Source organism: Micromonospora narathiwatensis (assembly GCF_900089605.1).
Taxonomy (GTDB): Bacteria; Actinomycetota; Actinomycetes; order Mycobacteriales; family Micromonosporaceae; genus Micromonospora; species Micromonospora narathiwatensis.
The window spans coordinates 4,869,654-4,887,522 of sequence record NZ_LT594324.1 but is presented as its reverse complement, the minus strand read 5'-3'; the positions used below and the strand labels follow the sequence as shown (position 1 = coordinate 4,887,522).

General features: G+C 73.9%; 25 protein-coding genes. 18 read left to right on the top strand and 7 right to left on the bottom strand.

Annotation, left to right across the window (positions count from 1 at the left end; translation table 11 throughout):
- Positions 1 to 2 precede the first annotated feature (2 nt).
- Both GA0070621_RS21325 and GA0070621_RS21320 read left to right on the top strand, forming a co-directional pair.
- Positions 3 to 326, top strand: coding sequence for a DUF1416 domain-containing protein (locus tag GA0070621_RS21325; protein WP_091202697.1), 324 nt, complete (start codon positions 3 to 5; stop codon positions 324 to 326).
- A 199-nt stretch (positions 327 to 525) separates the two neighbouring features.
- Complete coding sequence (locus GA0070621_RS21320; RefSeq protein WP_091198677.1) at positions 526 to 1,389, top strand: hypothetical protein; 864 nt, start codon at positions 526 to 528, stop codon at positions 1,387 to 1,389.
- Between the two features lie 28 nt (positions 1,390 to 1,417).
- Here GA0070621_RS21320 and GA0070621_RS21315 read toward each other — a convergent pair whose 3' ends face one another.
- A complete protein-coding gene (locus tag GA0070621_RS21315; protein ID WP_091198675.1) occupies positions 1,418 to 1,780 on the bottom strand; it encodes a DsrE family protein in 363 nt (120 codons plus the stop codon).
- Positions 1,781 to 1,803: 23 nt separating this feature from the next.
- Between GA0070621_RS21315 and mtfM the strand changes: the two genes are divergently transcribed.
- Together mtfM and GA0070621_RS21310 are read left to right on the top strand one after the other, a co-directional pair.
- Positions 1,804 to 1,908, top strand: a complete 105-nt coding sequence (gene mtfM, locus GA0070621_RS31130; protein ID WP_269455358.1) for a small membrane protein MtfM — start codon at positions 1,804 to 1,806, stop codon at positions 1,906 to 1,908.
- Between the two features lie 173 nt (positions 1,909 to 2,081).
- A complete protein-coding gene (locus GA0070621_RS21310) occupies positions 2,082 to 2,669 on the top strand; it encodes an FABP family protein (RefSeq protein WP_091198672.1) in 588 nt (195 codons plus the stop codon).
- Between the two features lie 97 nt (positions 2,670 to 2,766).
- On the opposite strand, the gene GA0070621_RS21305 is transcribed toward GA0070621_RS21310, so the two are convergent.
- Positions 2,767 to 3,615 carry an aminotransferase class IV gene (locus GA0070621_RS21305; RefSeq protein WP_091198670.1) on the bottom strand — a complete coding sequence of 283 codons (849 nt, stop codon included), beginning with the start codon at positions 3,613 to 3,615 and terminating at the stop codon, positions 2,767 to 2,769.
- A 62-nt stretch (positions 3,616 to 3,677) separates the two neighbouring features.
- Between GA0070621_RS21305 and GA0070621_RS21300 the strand changes: the two genes are divergently transcribed.
- From GA0070621_RS21300 to GA0070621_RS21285, 4 genes are all read left to right on the top strand, one after another.
- Positions 3,678 to 4,106, top strand: a complete 429-nt coding sequence (locus tag GA0070621_RS21300) for a Fur family transcriptional regulator (protein WP_091198668.1) — start codon at positions 3,678 to 3,680, stop codon at positions 4,104 to 4,106.
- The gene (gene ygfZ, locus GA0070621_RS21295) at positions 4,103 to 5,215 is read left to right on the top strand and encodes a CAF17-like 4Fe-4S cluster assembly/insertion protein YgfZ (RefSeq protein WP_091198665.1); all 1,113 of its coding nucleotides are present in this window, start codon (positions 4,103 to 4,105) and stop codon (positions 5,213 to 5,215) included. The genes GA0070621_RS21300 and ygfZ overlap by 4 nt, the downstream gene beginning before the upstream one ends.
- A gap of 119 nt (positions 5,216 to 5,334) precedes the next feature.
- A complete protein-coding gene (locus GA0070621_RS21290) occupies positions 5,335 to 6,162 on the top strand; it encodes a BKACE family enzyme (RefSeq protein ID WP_091198663.1) in 828 nt (275 codons plus the stop codon).
- A 94-nt stretch (positions 6,163 to 6,256) separates the two neighbouring features.
- Positions 6,257 to 7,216 (top strand): asparaginase, encoded by a 960-nt coding sequence (locus GA0070621_RS21285; RefSeq protein WP_167667127.1) that lies wholly within the window; start codon positions 6,257 to 6,259, stop codon positions 7,214 to 7,216.
- Positions 7,217 to 7,279: 63 nt separating this feature from the next.
- On the opposite strand, the gene GA0070621_RS21280 is transcribed toward GA0070621_RS21285, so the two are convergent.
- Positions 7,280 to 8,077 (bottom strand): alpha/beta fold hydrolase, encoded by a 798-nt coding sequence (locus GA0070621_RS21280; RefSeq protein ID WP_091202695.1) that lies wholly within the window; start codon positions 8,075 to 8,077, stop codon positions 7,280 to 7,282.
- 111 nt (positions 8,078 to 8,188) lie between these two features.
- Between GA0070621_RS21280 and GA0070621_RS21275 the strand changes: the two genes are divergently transcribed.
- From GA0070621_RS21275 to GA0070621_RS21255, 5 genes are all read left to right on the top strand, one after another.
- Positions 8,189 to 8,875 (top strand): helix-turn-helix domain-containing protein, encoded by a 687-nt coding sequence (locus GA0070621_RS21275; RefSeq protein WP_091198659.1) that lies wholly within the window; start codon positions 8,189 to 8,191, stop codon positions 8,873 to 8,875.
- Positions 8,872 to 9,663: a hypothetical protein gene (locus GA0070621_RS21270; protein WP_091198657.1), complete on the top strand. Its 792-nt coding sequence runs from the start codon at positions 8,872 to 8,874 to the stop codon at positions 9,661 to 9,663. The genes GA0070621_RS21275 and GA0070621_RS21270 overlap by 4 nt, the downstream gene beginning before the upstream one ends.
- A gap of 72 nt (positions 9,664 to 9,735) precedes the next feature.
- Positions 9,736 to 10,059 carry a DUF2516 family protein gene (locus GA0070621_RS21265; protein WP_091198655.1) on the top strand — a complete coding sequence of 108 codons (324 nt, stop codon included), beginning with the start codon at positions 9,736 to 9,738 and terminating at the stop codon, positions 10,057 to 10,059.
- Positions 10,056 to 10,943 (top strand): alpha/beta fold hydrolase, encoded by an 888-nt coding sequence (locus tag GA0070621_RS21260; protein WP_091198653.1) that lies wholly within the window; start codon positions 10,056 to 10,058, stop codon positions 10,941 to 10,943. The genes GA0070621_RS21265 and GA0070621_RS21260 overlap by 4 nt, the downstream gene beginning before the upstream one ends.
- 11 nt (positions 10,944 to 10,954) lie before the next feature.
- Positions 10,955 to 11,692: an alanyl-tRNA editing protein gene (locus GA0070621_RS21255; protein WP_091198652.1), complete on the top strand. Its 738-nt coding sequence runs from the start codon at positions 10,955 to 10,957 to the stop codon at positions 11,690 to 11,692.
- Positions 11,693 to 11,718: 26 nt separating this feature from the next.
- Here GA0070621_RS21255 and GA0070621_RS21250 read toward each other — a convergent pair whose 3' ends face one another.
- Entirely contained in the window at positions 11,719 to 12,405 is a 687-nt protein-coding gene (locus tag GA0070621_RS21250) for a nucleotidyltransferase domain-containing protein (protein WP_091198650.1), read from the bottom strand.
- A gap of 77 nt (positions 12,406 to 12,482) precedes the next feature.
- On the opposite strand from GA0070621_RS21250, the gene GA0070621_RS21245 reads away from it, so the two are divergent.
- On the top strand, positions 12,483 to 13,397 hold the full coding sequence (locus GA0070621_RS21245) for an SDR family oxidoreductase (protein WP_091198648.1): 915 nt from the start codon (positions 12,483 to 12,485) through the stop codon (positions 13,395 to 13,397).
- Here the strand turns inward: GA0070621_RS21245 and GA0070621_RS21240 are convergent.
- Entirely contained in the window at positions 13,388 to 14,455 is a 1,068-nt protein-coding gene (locus tag GA0070621_RS21240; RefSeq protein ID WP_091198646.1) for a helix-turn-helix transcriptional regulator, read from the bottom strand. The genes GA0070621_RS21245 and GA0070621_RS21240 overlap by 10 nt on opposite strands.
- Positions 14,456 to 14,544: 89 nt before the next feature.
- Here GA0070621_RS21240 and GA0070621_RS21235 point away from each other — a divergent pair, with 89 nt between their 5' ends.
- Together GA0070621_RS21235 and GA0070621_RS21230 are read left to right on the top strand one after the other, a co-directional pair.
- Positions 14,545 to 15,336 (top strand): EI24 domain-containing protein, encoded by a 792-nt coding sequence (locus tag GA0070621_RS21235; RefSeq protein ID WP_091198644.1) that lies wholly within the window; start codon positions 14,545 to 14,547, stop codon positions 15,334 to 15,336.
- A gap of 1 nt (position 15,337) precedes the next feature.
- Entirely contained in the window at positions 15,338 to 15,853 is a 516-nt protein-coding gene (locus tag GA0070621_RS21230; protein ID WP_091198643.1) for an O-acetyl-ADP-ribose deacetylase, read from the top strand.
- 113 nt (positions 15,854 to 15,966) lie between these two features.
- On the opposite strand, the gene GA0070621_RS21225 is transcribed toward GA0070621_RS21230, so the two are convergent.
- Positions 15,967 to 16,158 carry a DUF397 domain-containing protein gene (locus GA0070621_RS21225; RefSeq protein ID WP_091198641.1) on the bottom strand — a complete coding sequence of 64 codons (192 nt, stop codon included), beginning with the start codon at positions 16,156 to 16,158 and terminating at the stop codon, positions 15,967 to 15,969.
- Positions 16,149 to 16,916: a DUF5753 domain-containing protein gene (locus tag GA0070621_RS21220; protein WP_091198640.1), complete on the bottom strand. Its 768-nt coding sequence runs from the start codon at positions 16,914 to 16,916 to the stop codon at positions 16,149 to 16,151. The genes GA0070621_RS21225 and GA0070621_RS21220 overlap by 10 nt, the downstream gene beginning before the upstream one ends.
- Positions 16,917 to 17,270: 354 nt before the next feature.
- Between GA0070621_RS21220 and GA0070621_RS21210 the strand changes: the two genes are divergently transcribed.
- Positions 17,271 to 17,609 carry a hypothetical protein gene (locus tag GA0070621_RS21210; RefSeq protein ID WP_167667125.1) on the top strand — a complete coding sequence of 113 codons (339 nt, stop codon included), beginning with the start codon at positions 17,271 to 17,273 and terminating at the stop codon, positions 17,607 to 17,609.
- Entirely contained in the window at positions 17,606 to 17,857 is a 252-nt protein-coding gene (locus GA0070621_RS21205; protein WP_091198635.1) for a flavin reductase, read from the top strand. The genes GA0070621_RS21210 and GA0070621_RS21205 overlap by 4 nt, the downstream gene beginning before the upstream one ends.
- The last annotated feature ends 12 nt before the right edge of the window (positions 17,858 to 17,869 follow it).

Sequence of the window (17,869 nt, the reverse complement as noted above, 5' to 3'; positions counted from 1 at the left end):
CGATGACCGCTCCCACCGCCGCCGGTTGCGCCGCCCCGGACCAGGCCGCCCCGCTGCCGGCCAGCCTGGATCTGGAGAAGGAAACCGTCATCACCGGCCTGGTCCGGGCCGAGTCCGGCGAGGTCGTGCCGGGCGCCTACGTCCGGCTGCTCGACTCGACCGGTGAGTTCACCGCCGAGGTGGTGACCTCCCCGGCCGGGCAGTTCCGGTTCTTCGCCGCGCCGGGCGACTGGACCCTGCGGGCGCTCTCCCGGCACGGCAACGGCGACACCGCCGTGACCGCCGCTCGCGGGATCAACGAGGTGACCGTCACGGTCGCCGCCTGACCCACGCTCTGATCGTGGCCCGTCGTCCCACCCGGGGCGGCGGGCCACGGCCGTTCCGGCCCGCCCCACCCGGCCCGGTCGGGCTTGATCGACCCGGGGTCGGCGAGGTGGCGGGGTTCGCGGCCGTGCGATACCGCGAGATCGGCGACCTGACACCGCCGGGCCGAGGCCGCTCGCCGTCGCGTGACACGATGGCCCGGTGAGTGGTGCTGTCCAGGCGGGGTACGCCCCGCCGACCCGTCCCGACCAGCCGGCGCCCGGGCGGCGCCGACTGCGCCGGCTGGTGGCCGCGACGGTGGCGTGGGGGGTGCTGCTCGCCGGGCTGACCTGGTGGTCGGTGCGGCACGACCCGCCGACGGTGCGGGAGCAACGCTCGCTGGACCAGGCCGGGCCCGTGGTCGACCGGGCGGTCGGCGAGTTGCTGGCCGCCGTCGGGCGGGACGGGGTCCCGGCGATCGCGCCGGACCAGCTCGACCGGGGCTGCCGCATCACCCCGCTGGAGGACGGCGCCGAGCTGACCCGCGGCGTGGAGGTCGTGGTCGCCGGCGACGACGTGGGCGGCCTGCTCCAGCGGATGGCCGACCGGCTGCCGTCGCAGTGGCGGGCGGGCGTCCGGACGTCCGCCGGCGGTCCGATACTCCGCGCGGACGCGGGTGAGTTCGTCGCGGTCGAGGGCCGGTCCACCGGACCAGGCCGGGCGCTGGTCACCGCCACCACCGGCTGCCGGCCGATCGGTACGGGCTACCGCGCGCCGGGCCCGACCGGGGCCGAGCGGGAGTCGGCCGAGGCCAGCCGCGCGCTCGCGGCCTGGGGCGACGCCGCCGGGCCGGTCGAGGTGCTCGCCGCGCCCTGCCCGTCGGGCGGGACGGCCCGGACCGCCCGCGCCGAGAGCGCCGGCGGGGCATCCGACACGCCCCTGGCCGGCGCGTTCCGGGACACCGTCGGCGCTCCCGCGGTACGCGACACCGCCGACCTCTACGCCGCGCGGTCCGACGTCGCGGTGCTGGCCGATCGCGTCGACGATCGCGTCCGCGTCGCCGTCACCACCGGCTGCCCGGCCTGACCCCGCCCGCTCCGCGCCGGCAGACGGGTCAGTAGACCAGGGCCTGGGCGCCCTCGGCCATCGCCTCCTCGACGAAGACCGCCGCGCCGGCGATGCGTACGCCGGGAATGACGTCGTCCTGGCCGATGTCCCGACGGGCCGCGCACTGCGTGCAGGCGGTGACCTTGCCGGTGGCCAGGATCACGTGCAGCAGCTCGGGCAGCGGCGCGGAGTGCGGCAGTTCGAACTCCTGCGCGCGCCCGGGCAGCGCGAACCAGGTCGACTCCCCGGTCAGCCAGAGTGAGACGTCGACCCCGGCGGCTGCCGCCGTGGCGGCGACGGTGAAGGCCTGCGCGCAGCGCTCGGGGGCGTCTGCGCCGGCGGTGGCCTTGACGACGAGAGAGCGGGCCATGGCGCCAGCATAGGATGGCCGGGATGGTTACCGAGATCGGGTTCGTCAGCCTGCTGGTCGCCGGCTTGGGCGCGCTCGCCGGTGGCCTGGTCTACCTGGCTGCGAAGATTTCGAGAGGAAAATGGTGAGCGCGAGGAGTGAGCCGGGTTTGCGAGCCCCGCAGTCGCGAACGGAGATGGCCCGGTGAGCGCGAGGAGTGAGCCGGGTTTGCGAGCCCCGCAGTCGCGAACGGAGATGGCCCGGTGAGCGCGAGGAGTGAGCCGGGTTTGCGTGCCCCGCAGTCGCGAACGGAGATGGCCCGGTGAGCGAGAATCCGTTGCAGCCGCCGTGGCTGAATGCGCCGCCGGTCGACCCGTATCCGTACGAGGAGAGCCACGACCTGCGTGTCGGCCCGAAGCTGCACCCGAGCCTGGACGGCCTGCTGCCGTACATCGGGGTGTGGCGCGGGCGCGGGCGGGGTGGGTTCCCGACCATCGAGGACTTCGACTACGCGCAGGAGATCCGGATCAGCCACGACGGCCGGCCCTTCCTGTTCTACGAGTCCCGCGCCTGGATTCTCGACGAGCAGAGCCGTCCGGTCCGCCCGGCCGGTCGTGAGGTCGGCTGGTGGCGCCCGGTGATGGCCGGCGACCGGGTCACCGACGAGCTGGAAGCCCTGATGAGCACGCCCACCGGTGTGATGGAGCTGCACATCGGCAAGCGCAGGGGCACCCAGATCGAGTTCGCCACCGACGCGGTGGTCCGTACGGCCACCGCCAAGGAGGTCACCGCCGGCGCCCGCCTCTTCGGCATCGTCGAGGGTGCCCTGCTCTACGCCCAGGAGATGGCCGCCGTGGGCCACGCGCTGAGCCCTCACCTCTCCGCCCGCCTGACCCGAGTCGCCGGCTGACTCTCCGTCCCACCCGTTCCCATCTCCCCCAGCCCCGCACCGTTGGTCATGAAGTTGTCGCCCGCCGCAGCGGCGTGTCGGCGCGACAACTTCATGATCAACCGGTCGGGAAGGCGAGGAGGGACGCCAGGGCGGGGGTGTGGATGGAGGGGGGCCGGCGGGTTTCGTCGAGGGACTTGACCTCGGCCAGGCCGCGGAGCGACGAGGTGAGCCAGACACCGTCGGCACCGGCCAGTTCGGCCGGGGTGACCAGACGTTCCTCGGCGGTCAGGCCCAGGTCGGCGGCGTGGTCGAGCAGCCAGCGGGCGGTCACCCCGGGCAGTACGCCGGTGGCCGCCGCCGGGACCGTGCACAGCGTCGTCCCGGCCAGCCAGACCACGTTCGCGCTCGGCCCCTCCAGCACGTACCCGTCGGTGGAGACCCAGAGCACGTCGTCGAATCCGGCGCGGGCCGCCCAGCGACGCGCGGCGGTGCTCACCGCGTACGAGGTGGACTTGATGCCGACCGGCAGCCAGCCCAGTTCCGGGCGCGACCGGGCGGCCACCCCGAGCGGCAGGGTGGCTACGGTCAGCCCGTCCCGCCGGGCCCGCCGCAAGGCCGCCGGCAGCTCGCCCAGCGTGGCGTAGACGGTCGGCGGCCCACCGCCCTCCGGTCCCCGGGTGCAGACCAGCCGCAGGGCTCCCTCCACCTCCGGCGGCCACCCGGCCCGGATCGTGTCGAGCAGGTGGACCAGCGCTTCGGTCGGCGGCAGGTCCAGCGCGATCGCCGCCGCGCCGGCCCGCAGCCGGGCCAGGTGGGCGTCGCGCAGCCAGGGCTCCCCGCCGCGCAGGTGCATGGTTTCGAAGAGGCCGTCTCCGTGCAGCACGCCCCGGTCGTCGCCGCGCAGCACCGCCTCCCCGGCCGGCACCACGCCCCGGCCCAGCACGGCCACCCGCGACACCTCCACGAGCGCCGAGGGTAGTCGCGTACGGCGGCGGAGCGGCGCGGCGGCCGAACTATGATCGGACGGTGTCCGAATCCTCCCTCGCGGAACTCCTCCGCTCCCGTGGGCTGCGGCTGACGGCGCAGCGGCAGTTGGTCCTGCAAGCGGTCATGGAACTGGGGCACGCGACGCCGGAGCAGGTGCACACGGCGGTCCGGGAAGTGGCCGCCGGGGTCAACATCACCACCATCTACCGGACGTTGGAGCTGCTGGAACGGCTCGGCCTGGTGACCCACACCCACCTGTCGCACGGCTCGCCGACCTACCACGCGGCCGGCGAGAACCAGCACGTCCACCTGGTCTGCCGGGAGTGCGGCGCGATCGACGAGATCGACCCCGAGCTGCTCCGCCCGCTCGCCGACCGGCTGGCCGCGCAGCGGGGATTCCAGGTCGACATCGGGCACGTGGCGCTCTTCGGCGTCTGCGGCCAGTGCGAGAACGGGGAAGGCAAATGATCGACATCGCGGGAGCGGTGGCCGCCGAGGCTATCGACGAGGAGACCCGGGACCAGCCCGAGTCGGCCCATCGGGCGGCCGGGGTCGACCCGGTGGCCGCCCACTACGGCGACCCGATGCGCGAGCAGCGCATCCTCACCACCGGCGTCGGCCTGGTCGACCGGTCGCACCGGGGCGTCGTGGCGGTGCCCGGCGACGACCGGTTCGGCTGGCTGCACACGCTGACCAGCCAGCATCTCGCCGCGCTGCGCCCGTGGCAGGGCACGGAGCTGCTCGTGCTCTCCCCGCACGGGCACGTCGAGCAGCACGCCATGGTCGTCGACGACGGCGAGACCACCTGGCTGGACACGGAGCCGGGGATGACCGACGGGCTGCTGGCGTACCTGGAGAAGATGCGGTTCTTCAGCAAGGTCGAGCCGCGCGACGCCACCGCCGACCACGCGCTGCTCTCGCTGGTCGGGCCGGAGGCCACCGGCGCGCTCGACACCCTCGGGGTCACCGGGCTGGCCGCGCCGGACCAGGTCGCGCTGCCCGGTCCGAAGTTCCGCTCCGGCGAGCTGCCGTCCCGGCCCACCGTGGTGTACGACGTGAAGCCGCTGCCGATCGGCGGGTGGGCTCGGCGGGTGGCGCTCGGCGTGGACCTGCTGGTGCCTCGCCCGGCCATGGCTGGGCTGGTGGACGAGCTGCGCGGGGCCGGCGTGCCGGTGGCCGGGCTGTGGGCGTACGAGGCGGTCCGGGTGGCCGCCCGGCGGGCCCGGGTCGGAGCGGACACCGACCACCGCACCATTCCCGCCGAGGTGGGCCTGATCGCGCCGGCCGTGCACCTGGACAAGGGCTGCTACCGGGGGCAGGAGACGGTGGCCCGGGTGCACAACCTCGGGAAGCCGCCGCGTCGCCTCGTACTCCTGCACCTGGACGGGGTGACCACCGACCGGCCGCCGGCCGCCGGCACGCCGGTGACCCTGGACGGCCGGGCGGTCGGCTTCGTGGGCACCGCGGTGCACCATTACGAGTTGGGTCAGATCGCCCTCGCCGTGGTCAAGCGCAACGTCGCCGACGACGCCCGGCTGATGGTCGGGGAGACGGCCGCCGCCATCGAGCCGGCGTAAGGGATCTCGCCCCGGTCGCCGTTGGGCGGAAAATCTTTCGGCAACCGAGGCGGATTTGCGGAATTCTGCTGCGTTCCGCCGGTCGACCGGAGGGGAGCCGGCGGTCTAGGATCGCCGGCATGACGACAGGGACGTTGATCACGATTGCCCCCACCGGCGCGGAGTCGGCGAAGGCGGAGGTGCCGGCGCTGCCGGTGACCCTCGACGAGTTGCTGCTGACCGCCAAGGAGTGCGAGGCGCTCGGTGCCGCCGTGATCCACGTCCACATCCGGGACGACGAGGCGAAGCCCACCCTCGACCAGGGTCGGCTGCGGGAGACGGTGGCGGCGCTGCGGGAGAGCACCGACCTGATCGTGCAGCTCTCCTCCGGCGGCGCGGTGACCGACCCGGAGGCCGACCGGCTGGCCGTGCTGGACGCCGGCCCGGACATGGCCTCCTGCACCATGGGCACGGTCAACTTCGGCGACGACGTGTTCATGAACCGCTGGGAGTTCATCGTCGACCTGCACACCCGGATGCAGGAGAAGGGCGTCGTCCCCGAGTACGAGATCTTCGAACTCGGCCACCTCACCGCCCTCCAGCGCCTGCTCGGCAAGTACGGCCTGCCGCACGGCGGGCACGTGCACGTCGACTTCGTGATGGGCGTGCCGGGCGGCATGCCGGGCACCGCCGCGACCCTGGTCGCCGCCCAACAGATGCTGCGCGACCTGCCGGAGGGCACCACCTTCTCGGCCACCGGGATCGGCCGCAGCACCATCCCGGTGATGCTGGCGTCCCTCTCGACGGGCGGTCACCTCCGGGTCGGCATGGAGGACACCGTCACCTACGCCAAGGGGCAACCGGTCGAGTCCAACATGCAGCTCGTCGCCCGCGCGGTCGGCTTCGCCCAGCTCGCGCAGCGTCCGCCGCTGACCACCGCCGAGGCCCGCGCGCTGCTCCTCCGGTAAGTCACGACCTGCCCGACACCCCTGTACCCGTCTGGCCGACGTCGCAGGTCACCCCGGTGTCGGGCGCGCTCGGCCCGTCGGTACCGTCCACTTCGTGGGAAAGACGTACGAGGGCGGCGTGCCGCTCGCCGAGGTGGTCCGGTCCGGGTTCGTGGAGGGCGTCCACCGCGGTTCCGTGGTGGTGCTCGACGCCACCGGGGCACCCGTCGCCGAGGCGGGGGACTCCACCTCGCCGATCTTCCCCCGGTCGTCCAACAAGCCGATGCAGGCGGTCGGGATGCTGCGGGCCGGGTTGCCGCTGACCGACCAAACCGACGTGGCGCTGGTCTCGGCCAGCCACGCCGGCGAGGAGTTCCACGTGGAGCGGGTCACCGCCCTGCTGCGCCGCGCCGGCCTGACCGAGGAGGCGCTGCACTGCCCGCCGGACCTGCCGGCCGGTGACGCGGCCCGGGAGGCGGTGCTGCGGGCCGGTGGCGGCCCGCGACGGATCCAGATGAACTGCTCCGGCAAGCACACCGGGATGCTGCTGACCTGCCTGGCCGCCGGCTGGCCGGTGAACGGCTACTGGCGGCCCGAGCACCCGCTCCAGCAGCGGTTGACCGCCACGGTCGAGGAGTTCACCGGGGAGTCGGTGGCGGCGGTCGGGGTGGACGGCTGCGGCGCGCCGGTGCTCGCCGTCTCGTTGACCGGGCTGGCGCGGGCGTACCTGCGATTGGTCTCCGCCGAAACCGGCACCGTCGAGCGGACCGTGGCCGACGCGATGCGGGCGTACCCGGAGCTGGTGGGCGGTACCCAGGCGGACGACACCCGGCTGATGCGGGGCGTACCCGGGCTGTTGGCGAAGGTCGGCGCGGAGGGTGTGATCGCGGCGGCGGTCCCGGAGGTCGGCGCGGTCGCCCTCAAGATCGACGACGGCGCGGGACGGGCCCGGATGCCCGTGCTGGTGTCGGCGCTGCGCCGGCTCGGCGTCGAGGCCCCGGTGCTGGCCGAGTACGCCGAGGCGCCGCTGCTCGGCGGCGGCCTGCCGGTCGGCGCGGTCCGCCCGGTCTGGTAGCCCTCGCCGCTGGGGCGGATCTTGGCAGGATCGGGTCCGATCCCACCAAGATCTGGATCCGGCTCAGGGGAGGAAGTCGAGCAGGGCGGCGTTGACCGGTTCGGGGCGTTCCAGCGGCAGCAGGTGGGCAGCGTCCGGAACGTCCGGCAGGCGCACGCCCTGCGGGGCCTCGGCGGCGATCCGGTCGGCGAGGCGGCGGAGGTCCGCCAGGTCGTCCGCGCCGGTGCCGACCAGCACCGGCATCCGCAGCTCGGCCAGCCGGTCGATCGCCGGCGGGTCGAGTTCGCCCACCTCGACCGCGCTGAGCGCCAGTTCGGCGGCGAGCGCCCGCCGGTCCAGCTCCTCGGCGAACCGGATCAGCTCCGGGTCGACGTCCTCCGGCCGGCGGGTCGGGCCGACCACCCAGAACCGCACCTCGCCGGTCGCGGTCGCCGCGAAGTCCTCCGGGTCCAGCTCGCCGACCAGCTCGTCCCAGAGCTGTTCGGTCTCCTCGGACCACTCGTTGCCGGAGACCGGGGCGCCGAACAGGGCCAGCGCGGAGACCCGCTCCGGGTACGCCAGCGCGGTGTCCACCGCCACCTTGCCGCCGAACGAGCAGCCCACCAGGGCGGCCTGTGCGATGCCGAGGGCGTCCAGCAGCCCGACCACGTCGTCGTGGTGCGCGAACGGTGCGGGCGGCAGTTCGGAGTCGCCGTATCCGCGCAGGTCGACGGTGATCACCCGGTGTCGGGCGGCGAGCGCGGGCAGTTGACCCCGCCACATCCGCCGGTCGGCGATCCCGGCGTGCACCAGCACCACCGGGCTGCCGCTCCCGGCCTCGTCGTACGCGAGCAGGGCGCCATTGATTTCGATCTTGGCCACGGGGGCACGGTACGGACCGGACACCGGGTGCGCAACCGGTGGCCGGAGGCGCTGCTAACTTTGGCAAGCATTTTGCTTGCAGGAGCTAGCAGGGCGAGTTAGCGTGGAGTCATGGCCACCAGCAAGGACCTTCCCGACGTCGGCGGATTCATTCGCGACCTGCGCCGGAACGCGAAGATCTCGCTGCGCCAGCTCGCCGAGCAGGCCGGCGTCAGCAATCCGTACCTCAGCCAGATCGAGCGCGGCCTGCGCAAGCCGAGCGCGGAGGTGCTCCAGCAACTCGCCAGCGCGCTGCGCGTCTCCACCCCGGCCATGTACCTGCGGGCCGGGCTGCTGGACGCCAAGGAGGGGCAGGGCGTGCTCGCCGCGATCGCCGTCGACCCCGAGTTGACCATGGCGCAGAAGCAGTCGCTCACCCAGATCTACGAGACGTTCCGCCGGGAGAACGCGCGGCTCGCCGAGGCGACCGCCGCCGCCCAGGCGACCACCGGGCCGGCCGAGACCCCGGCCGGGCAGGCCGCCACCGAGCCGGCCCCGAGTCCCGCCGGACAGGCCGCCACCGGGCCGATCCCGACGGCCGGCACGCCGGGCGAGGCGCCGCAGGCTCCGGCCACCGTCACGCCGGCCGCGACCGGCCCCACGACGCCGGGCGGCAGCCCGACCGAGGCGGTCCTCGAGTCGGTCGCCGTCACCGAGGCGGGGGCGACCCCCGCCCCGACCACCGCCGTCACCGAGGAGGAGACCGCCCGCGGGGCGGTCCGGAAGGCCGCCGGTGCGGCCGAGGAGGAGAAGTCATGACCCAGCCGAAGACCAACCGCATCCCGGCCCCGCTCTACGCCGCCGCCGGTGCCGGCGAACTGGCCCTCGAACAGCTGCGCAAGCTCCCCACCGTGGTGGGCGAACTGGGCACCCGGGTCGTCGCCGACCTCGGCGGCAAGGCCGTCGTCACCGGCGTCGAGCTGCGCGAGAAGGCCACCGAGACGCTGAAGAACGCCAACCTCACCGCGAGCGGCCTGCGGGAGCGCGCCGCCAACCTGAGCGCGGCCGGTCTGCGGGAGCGGGCGGCCAACCTGAGCGCGGCCGGCCTGCGGGAGCGCGCCGCCGCCGCCGAGTTCGACCTGCCCAGGCTCCGCGAGGCGGCCACCCGTAACGCCGCCGCCGTGCTGGCCGGCGCGCAGTCCGCCCAGGCCCGGGCCGAGCGCGCCATGGCCGACGCCCAGGAGCGCGCCGTGTCGGCGTACGCCGAACTGGTCGCCCGGGGTGAGCGGGTCGTCGGTGCCGGCGTACTGGAGGCCGCCGACACGGTGAACGCCGACATCGAGGCGACCGAGACCGACCGCACGCCGGCCGCCGAGGCCGCGCAGCCGGTCGCCGCCGAGGCCGCCCAGCCGGCCGAGGTGGCCGAGCGGCCGGCCGAGGTGCCCAGCCCGGCCGAGGTGGCCGAGGCGGCTGCGGCCAAGCCGGCCGCGGTGAAGCGGACCCGGGCCACCCGGTCCACCGCCGCCAAGGCCGCCGCGGCCAAGCCGGCCACCCCGTCGGCGAAACTGCCGAAGACCACCCGGCGGACCCGTCCGACCGCCGAATAGGTCGATCCCGGGTCGGGACCCCGGACGGCGTCCTCTCGGACGTTTCCGGGGTCTCGGCATAAGCTTGCCGACATGGCCTACGCCGCGCCGATCTTCGTGTACGAAGTCCGCTACGTGATCGAGCTGATCCTGCTCGTCTTCGCCCTGGTGATCGAGGGAGTGGCGCTGGTGCACGCGATCACCCAGCGCTCCGACGCGTTCGCCGCGATCGGCACCCTGCCCAAGGGCGGCTGGATCGCGATCCTGGCGCTCTGCCTGATCCTGACGTTGCCGGCGTTCGGCTTCGGCGGCGTGCTGAGCATCTTCGGCCTGATCGGCATCGCGGCAGCCCTGATCTACCTGCTGGACGTCCGGGTCGGGCTGCGTGACCTACAGGACGGCCGAGGCTTCTGGTGAGGGGCTTCCGCTGGCCCCCGCCGCCGGACGGCGGCCCGCGTACCTGGGGCCCCGGTCCCGGCGCGCCCCGCACCGGCCGGCCGGCCCTGCCCGATCCGGAGACCGATCTGGTCACCACCCCGCACGGCGTACGGCTGGAGCGATTGGTCACCGGCACCGGTGACCCGGTGACGGTGTTCGCGCACGGGCTCGGCAACGGCATCGCCACCACGCGCCCCTTCGGCAGCGCGGTCACCGGCCGCAAGATCTTCTTCCAGTTCCGTGGGCACGGCCGCTCCGACTCGCCCCCCGGGCCGTGGAGCTATCTGGACCTGGCCCGCGACCTGCGGGCGATCGCCGATCTCGGCGGTGCCACCCGGGCGTTCGGGGCGAGCCTCGGCGCGGGTGCGCTGTGCCGGCTGCTCGTCGAGAGCCCGGAACGCTTCGAGCGCCTCGTCTTCTTCCTTCCCGCCGTGCTGGACACCCCGCGCGGCGAGGTGGCCCGGGCCCGGCTGTCCGACCTGCTCGACGCCGTGGCCGACGGGGACGCCTCCGCGCTGGCCGACGTGGTGTCGCTGGAACTGCCGCCGGCCGTGCGCAACACCCCGGCCGGGTGGGCGTACCTGCGGCAGCGGCTCGACCAGCTGCTGCGGGACGGGCTCGCGCCGGGCCTGGCCGGCCTGCCGGAGCAGGCCCCGCTGCGGGACGCCGCGGCGCTCGCCGGGGTCACCGCGCCGGCGCTGGTGATCGGCTGTGCCGGCGACGACCTGCACCCGGTGGCGGTCGCCGAGCAGCTCGCCGCCGCGCTCCCGCAGGCCACCCTGCACGTGTACGACCGGCCGGGCGTGCTCTGGACGGAGCGCGCCGACCTGCGGGAGCGGATCTCGACCTTCCTCAACGGGTAACGTCCCCTGCCATGGGTGTCACACATCACGGCCGTACGCACCGCCTCGACCTCGCCGACCCGACCCTGCGGGAGTGGTCGTGCACGGTGCTGGCGGCCGATCCCGAGCAGGGCATCGTGCTGGACCGGTCGGCCTTCTACCCGGGCGGTGGCGGCCAGCCGCCGGACCACGGAGTGCTGCTCTGGCAGGGGGTGCAGACCCGGATCGCGGGCACCCGCAAGGGCGACGACCTCTGGCTGATTCCCGCCGAGGGTGACCCGGTGCCGCCGGTCGGCACCGCCGTCACCGGCGCGGTCGAGGACGCCCGCCGGACCATGCTGATGCGGACCCACTCCGGCCTGCACGTGCTCTGCGGGGTGGTGTTCCGGGACTTCGGCGCGCTGGTCACCGGCGGCAACATGGAACCCGGCGAGGCCCGGATGGACTTCAACCTCCCCGAGGTGCCGCCGGACTTCAAGTCCCGGATCGAGGAGCTGGTCAACGCCGAGGTGGCCGCCGACCGGTCGGTCGCCGTACGGGTGCTGCCCAGGGCGGAGGCGCTGGCCCTGCCGGACATCATCCGTACCCAGTCCAACCTGATCCCGCCCGACGAGCAGGAGGTCCGGATCGTCGACATCGTCGGGCTGGACGTGCAGGCCGACGGGGGCACCCACGTCGCCTCGACCGCGCAGATCGGCAAGGTCCAGGTGGTCAAGGTGGAGAGCAAGGGCCGGGCCAACCGCCGGGTCCGCGTCCGCCTCGCGGACTAGCCCCCGCCGCGCCAACTGGCCCGGGTTCAGTCCAGGTACTGCGCCGGCGGCAGATGGGCGGCCCGGACGTCGAGCAGCCAGCGTTCCACGGTCTCCTCGTCCGGGCGGTCCGGCAGCGGGGTGCGGATCCGGTCGAAGTCCTGCTCGGCCGCCGCGACCAGCGCCTCCGCCTCGGCCAGCGCGCCGCCCGCGACCCGCTCGCCGAAGGCCCGGAACCACTCCGGGTCGGCCAGCCGGATCTCCAGGACCCCGGTCGCGTAGAGCACCCGACCCTGGTGCAACAGCCGGGCCAGGTGCCGGGCGTGCTTCGCCGAGCGGCGCCGCCCACCGACGCTGGAGTCCCGGCTGGTCAGCTTGCGGAACTGCTGGGTGGCGTACCCGAGGTAGGCGTCCCGGACCCGGGGCGCACTGAGGAACGCCGAGCGGATGGCGACGAGCCGCTCGCCGAACTCGGTACGGGTCTCGTAGCAGTCGTCCGGCAGCCACATCAGCTCGGTCGCGGTGGGGTTGCCGCTCAGCGCGAGGCGGCAGTATTTCCCGGCCTCGTGCATGGTCACGTCCGGGTTGGTGGTGACCACCGACTCCTGGGGCGGACGCAGGCCGTGGAAGGCGACCGTCGGCGCGGCGAAGACACCGATCCGGTCCACGTCCGAGTCGGGGCCGGCCAGCCCGTACGCGACCGAGCCGACGATCCCGGAGAGCAGCAGGCGCATAACGGCCATGATGGCGGATCCCGATCGGCCGGAAAACCGGACTTCCGCTGTCAGGTATCGCTGCCATCGTCGTCCGCATGACGCAACCGCTGACAGGGAAGATCGCGCTCGTCGCCGGGGCGACCCGGGGCGCCGGCCGGCAGATCGCCGTCCAGCTCGGTGCCGCCGGGGCCACGGTCTACGCCACCGGCCGCAGCACCCGGGAACGCCGGTCCGAGATGGACCGGCCGGAGACCATCGAGGAGACCGCCGAGCTGGTCACCGCAGCCGGTGGCACCGGCATCGCCGTACCGGTCGACCACCTCGACCCCGACCAGGTACGCCGCCTGATCGAGCGGATCGACGCCGAGCAGGGCCGGCTGGACGTGCTGGTCAACGACATCTGGGGGGCCGACCCGCTGATCACCTGGGAGAGGCCGGTCTGGGAGCAACCCCTCGACGCCGGCTTCCGTATGCTCCGGCTGGCCGTGGACACCCACATCATCACCAGCCATTTCGCCCTGCCGCTGATGATCCGCGACCCGGGCGGCCTGGTCGTCGAGATCGGCGACGGCACCAGGGAGTACAACGACCGCACGTACCGGCTCTCGGTCTTCTACGACCTCGCCAAGATGTCGGTGAACCGGCTCGCCTTCACCCAGGCGCACGAGTTGGCGCCGCACCGGTGCACGGCGGTGGCGCTCACCCCCGGCTGGCTCCGCTCCGAGGCGATGCTGGAGCACTTCGGCGTCACCGAGGCCAACTGGCGCGACGGCGCGGCGAAGGATCCGCACTTCGTCATGTCGGAGACGCCGGCCTTCGTCGGACGCGCGGTGGCCGCCCTGGCCGCCGACCCGGACCGGGCCCGCTGGAACGGCCAGTCCGTGGACAGCGGCGGGCTGGCCCAGGTGTACGGCTTCACCGATCTCGATGGCACCCGCCCGCACTGGTCGCGGTACCACGACGAGGTCGTGGCGACCGGTGGGCGGGCGGACGACACCGGTTACCGCTGACCTTCCGGCGGCTCGGCCGAGGCGGGGCCCGGCTCCGCGCCGGGGCCCGGCCCTGCCGCGGGGCCTGGCCCGTCCGGCGTCGTGGGCGCCTCGGCGTAGAGCGCGGCCGACCGGCGGGCCGCCTCGACGAAGCGGGCGCGCAGCTCCGGCGGGTCGAGCACCTCCACCTCCGGACCGAGCGCCAGCAGTTGGGCGTACGCCACGGTGACGGACTCGACGGGCAGCCGGAGCACCCGCCGGCCCTGCCCGTCGGGTGCGCCGGCCGCGTCGACCGCCTCGTCGTACACGAACGGGGCGTCGACGAGGTGCCGGAGGGCGCGCAGGCCGGCGGGGCTGAGCCGGACGGTGACCTCGGCCCGCAGTATCTCCCGCAGGAACGCCTCGGCCTGCCCGCGCCAGTACGCCCCGAGGTCGAAGCCGTCGTCCCGGTCGAAGCCCTCCTCACCCACCTCGACGCCGACCACCCGGTCCACCCGGTACGTGCGGTACCCGTCGCCGACCCGGCCGATCAGATACCAGACACCGCTCTTCAGCACCAGCCCGTACGGCTGGACCGTGCGGGTCACCTCCCGCTCGCCCCGGCGGTAGCGCAACTCGACCACCCGGTCCCGCCAGACCGCCCGGGCCAGCTCGGTCAGCCACCGGGGTGGCGCGGACTCGCGGAACCAGCCCGGCACGTCGAGGTGGAACCGCTGCCCGGTCCGGACGGGCGCGTCCCGCAGGCTCGGCGGGAGCGCGGCGAGCACCTTCAGCTCGGCGGCGGCCACCGCGTCGGCGAGTCCCATGTCGCCGGCCGGTCCGGGCAGTCCGGTCAGGAAGAGCGCCTCCGCCTCGTCCCGGGTCAGCCCGGTCAGCCGGGTCCGGTAGCCGCCGAGCAGCCGGTATCCGCCGGCCCGGCCCCGGTCGGCGTACACCGGCACGCCGGCGGCGGAGAGCGCCAGCACGTCCCGGTAGACGGTCCGCTCCGAGACCTCCAGCTCGTGGGCCAGCTCGGCCGCGGTCATCGTCCCCCGCGACTGGAGCAACAGCACCAACGAGATCAACCGCGCCGCCCGCACCCGCCCATTGTGTAGGGCAGCCTCCGCCGAGGCGGCCGACCCGGCTCGACACCCCGCCGGGATGCGGACGGCAACTAGGCTGTCCGTTCGTGGACGTACCCCGCCTCGCCGCCCCCGTGACCGGCCCGGCCGGCCGCTTTCTCGCCGGCGCCGGCCTGCTGGTACGCGGACTCGGCCTCTATGTCCGCAGCCCCGGCCTGATGCTGCTGGGGATCGTGCCCGCGCTCATCTCGGGCGTGCTCTTCGTCGCCGCGTTCGCCACCCTGCTGTACTTCGTGGACGAGCTGGCCGCGCTGATCACCCCGTTCGCCGACGACTGGTCGACGGGCGGGCGGAGCCTGCTCCGGGTGATCGCCGGGCTGGCGATCGTCGGGCTCGCCGGGCTGCTCGCGGTGCTCACCTTCACCGCGGTCACCCTGACCATCGGCGACCCGTTCTACGAGAAGATCTCCGAGCGGGTCGAGGACCGGCTCGGCGGCGCCCCGGGCGCGGTGGAGGTGCCGTTCTGGGCCTCGCTGCGCCGCAGCCTCGTCGACTCGCTGCGGCTGGTGGCCATCTCCGTGCTGGTCGGCGTACCCCTCTTCGCGGCCGGCTTCATCCCGGTGGTCGGGCAGACCGTGGTGCCTGTGATCGGGGCGGCGGTGGGCGGCTGGTTCCTGGCCCTGGAGCTGGTCGGCGCGCCCTTCTACCGGCGCGGCATGGGGCTGCCGGAGCGTCGTTCGCTGCTGCGGGCCGACCGGCCGACCGCGCTCGGCTTCGGGGTGGCGGTCTTCGTCTGCTTCCTGATCCCGCTCGGCGCGGTGCTCGTCATGCCGGCCGCCGTGGCCGGCGCCACCCTGCTCGCCCGCCGGTCGCTCGGACAGCCCATCGAGGAGAGCTGACGTGGAGATCGTCCTGGTAGAGGGGGACATCACCGCCCAGCGCGTCGACGCGATCGTCAACGCCGCCAACTCCTCGCTGCTCGGCGGCGGGGGAGTGGACGGGGCCATCCACCGCCGGGGCGGACCGGCCATCCTCGCGGAGTGTCAGGCACTGCGCGCCTCCCGGTACGGCCGCGGGCTGTCCACCGGGCAGGCGGTCGCCACCACCGCCGGCAACCTGCCGGCCCGCTGGGTGATCCACACCGTCGGGCCCGTCTTCTCCCCGCGCGAGGACCGGTCGACGCTGCTGCGCGACTGCTACGCCAACAGCCTGCGGATCGCCGACGAGCTGGGCGCGGGGACGGTCGCGTTCCCGCTGGTCTCGGCCGGCGTCTACGGCTGGCCGGTCGAGGACGCCGTACGCCAGGCGCTGACCGTGCTGAACGCGGCCACCCCGGCGTACGTCACCGAGGCGCGGCTGGTGCTCTTCGGCGCGGAGACGTACGCGGTCGCCGAACGGGTCGCCGAGGCGGGCTGAGCCCGGTCCGCCCTGCGTGCCGAGCGCTGTCACGGCGTCATCCTGCTGAGCAGAACGGCGAAGCGCCCGCCCCGAGGCGTGGGGACGGGCGCTCTCGCGCTTGCTGAGGTCGGTCAGGCTCGCTCGGCGACCCGGGCGAGGAAGGCCCGCCAGGCGGCCGGGCCGAAGGTCAGGACCGGGCCTGTCGGGTCCTTCGAGTCGCGTACGCCGACGACGCCGGGCAGATTGTCGGCGACCTCGACGCAGTCACCCCCATTGCTACCGCTCTTCGTGCTCTTGTGCCACTTCGCGCCGGTCAGGTCCATGATCTTGCCGCATCTCTGAGGAGGTCCAGGGAACGTCCCCGGGGAAGGGCCTCGCCCCGAATGCGTTCCCACCGTCGCTCCAGGGTAGCAATCTCCGATGGCTGCTCTATGATCTGTGCCTTTGCCTGGCTGTCAACGTGAGCGACCCTTGTCCCGTCGGATATTTCTGCGATCGTGAATGGCCCGTTGAGCCCTGGGTAGATCGCGACGTCCGCCGGTACAACGTGGAGTTGCACGTTGGGTAGCTCGGCGCACGCGACAAGGTGCGCCACCTGGGCGGCCATGAGTGCGCCGTCCCCCGTCGCTGCGCGGCGAAGGACTCCCTCGTCCAGTACGACGACGAACAGGGGGCCTCGGTCGCGGGTTAGGACTGCCTGCCTCCCGATCCGAGCCGCAACCAACTCGTCAACCTCGTCCGGTGCCAGGGCCTCGCCCGCGAGCGTCGCCCGCGCGTACGCCTCGGTCTGAAGGAGGCCGGGCACCCAGGCGAGTTGGAACGCCCGCAGGGTGACTGCCTCGCGTTCGATGTCGACCCAGGGGCGGAACCACACCGGCTCCCGGCGCTTGACGATGTCCGGCCAAAGGTCGGTCACATCTTTGCCGAGTAGTTCTGCGACGGCTGCGCGGTGCCGGCTCTGTGGAATGTGGCCCGGGTTTGCCCACCTGGCGACGGTCTTGGGATGCACCCCGAGCTGACCTGCGAGGCTTTCAGCGGTCTGGCTGGTCTCGGCGAGCGCCGCGACGAAAGCATGGTTCATGCCTATCCCTCCCAGGAACAAACCGTCTGCCCATAGGAAATTAGACAACGCTGTGTGATTGTCTCGCAACCCTTGGCAGGGTGCTTTGTGGACGGCGTGGCCGGTGGAGGCGAAGCCCGGCGGTCGCGTCCCGTGGGGGCCGCCGTGGGCGAGCGACAGGCGGCCCCCCTCCCAGTGAGTTGAAGGAGGCCCCGCCGTGCGTCTGCGTTTCTGGCGCTGCAAGCCGACCCCACCGACCCCGCCGCCACTGCCACGCCGTACGCCGCCGAACCTGCGCCCGACCTGGGCGACGCAGCCGACGGACGTCTTCCCGACGTGCGACCCCGGGCGTGCCGGCAACCTCACCCCAGCGCAGTGTTGGCGGGCGAACGGGGGCTGCTGGTGACCGCCCGCGAGATCAAGCCCGGGAACGTCCTCCAACTGACCCACGCCGGACACACCGCCTGCGGTCCGGCCTGGGTGTGCGACACCTGCGGCCGGGACTGGCCCTGCCCGACGTGGACGAAGCTGCCGACGGACGCGGCCCGCCGCGCAGACCTCCTGCCGGGGTTCGTACGGCTGGCCCGCCGGGCGATCCGGGACCTTCGCGGCCGACCGGAGGGCCCGGAGCCACCGGAGATTGTCCGGCGCTTCCTGTGGTTCCTGCCCCTGACGGACGAGGAGGCCCGCGCCGTGGCGCTGAGGCTGCGATGAGCCGCCGCCGTCAGGAGCACCTGCCCTCGCGCCCGACCTGGCGCTGTCAGGATTGCGGGATCGCCTGGCCCTGCTCGCCCGCGAAGCTGCGGCTCCTCGGCGAGTACCGCAACGACCGGGCGGCCCTGACGATCTACCTGGCGGTCCTGCAGGCCGAGGCCGCCGAACAGTTCGCCGAGCTGAAAAGCGACGTGTCGCCGGCTCGATTGCGTGACCGCTTCCTCGGCTGGGCGAGCCCGCGCGGATAGCCCGTCTCCCTT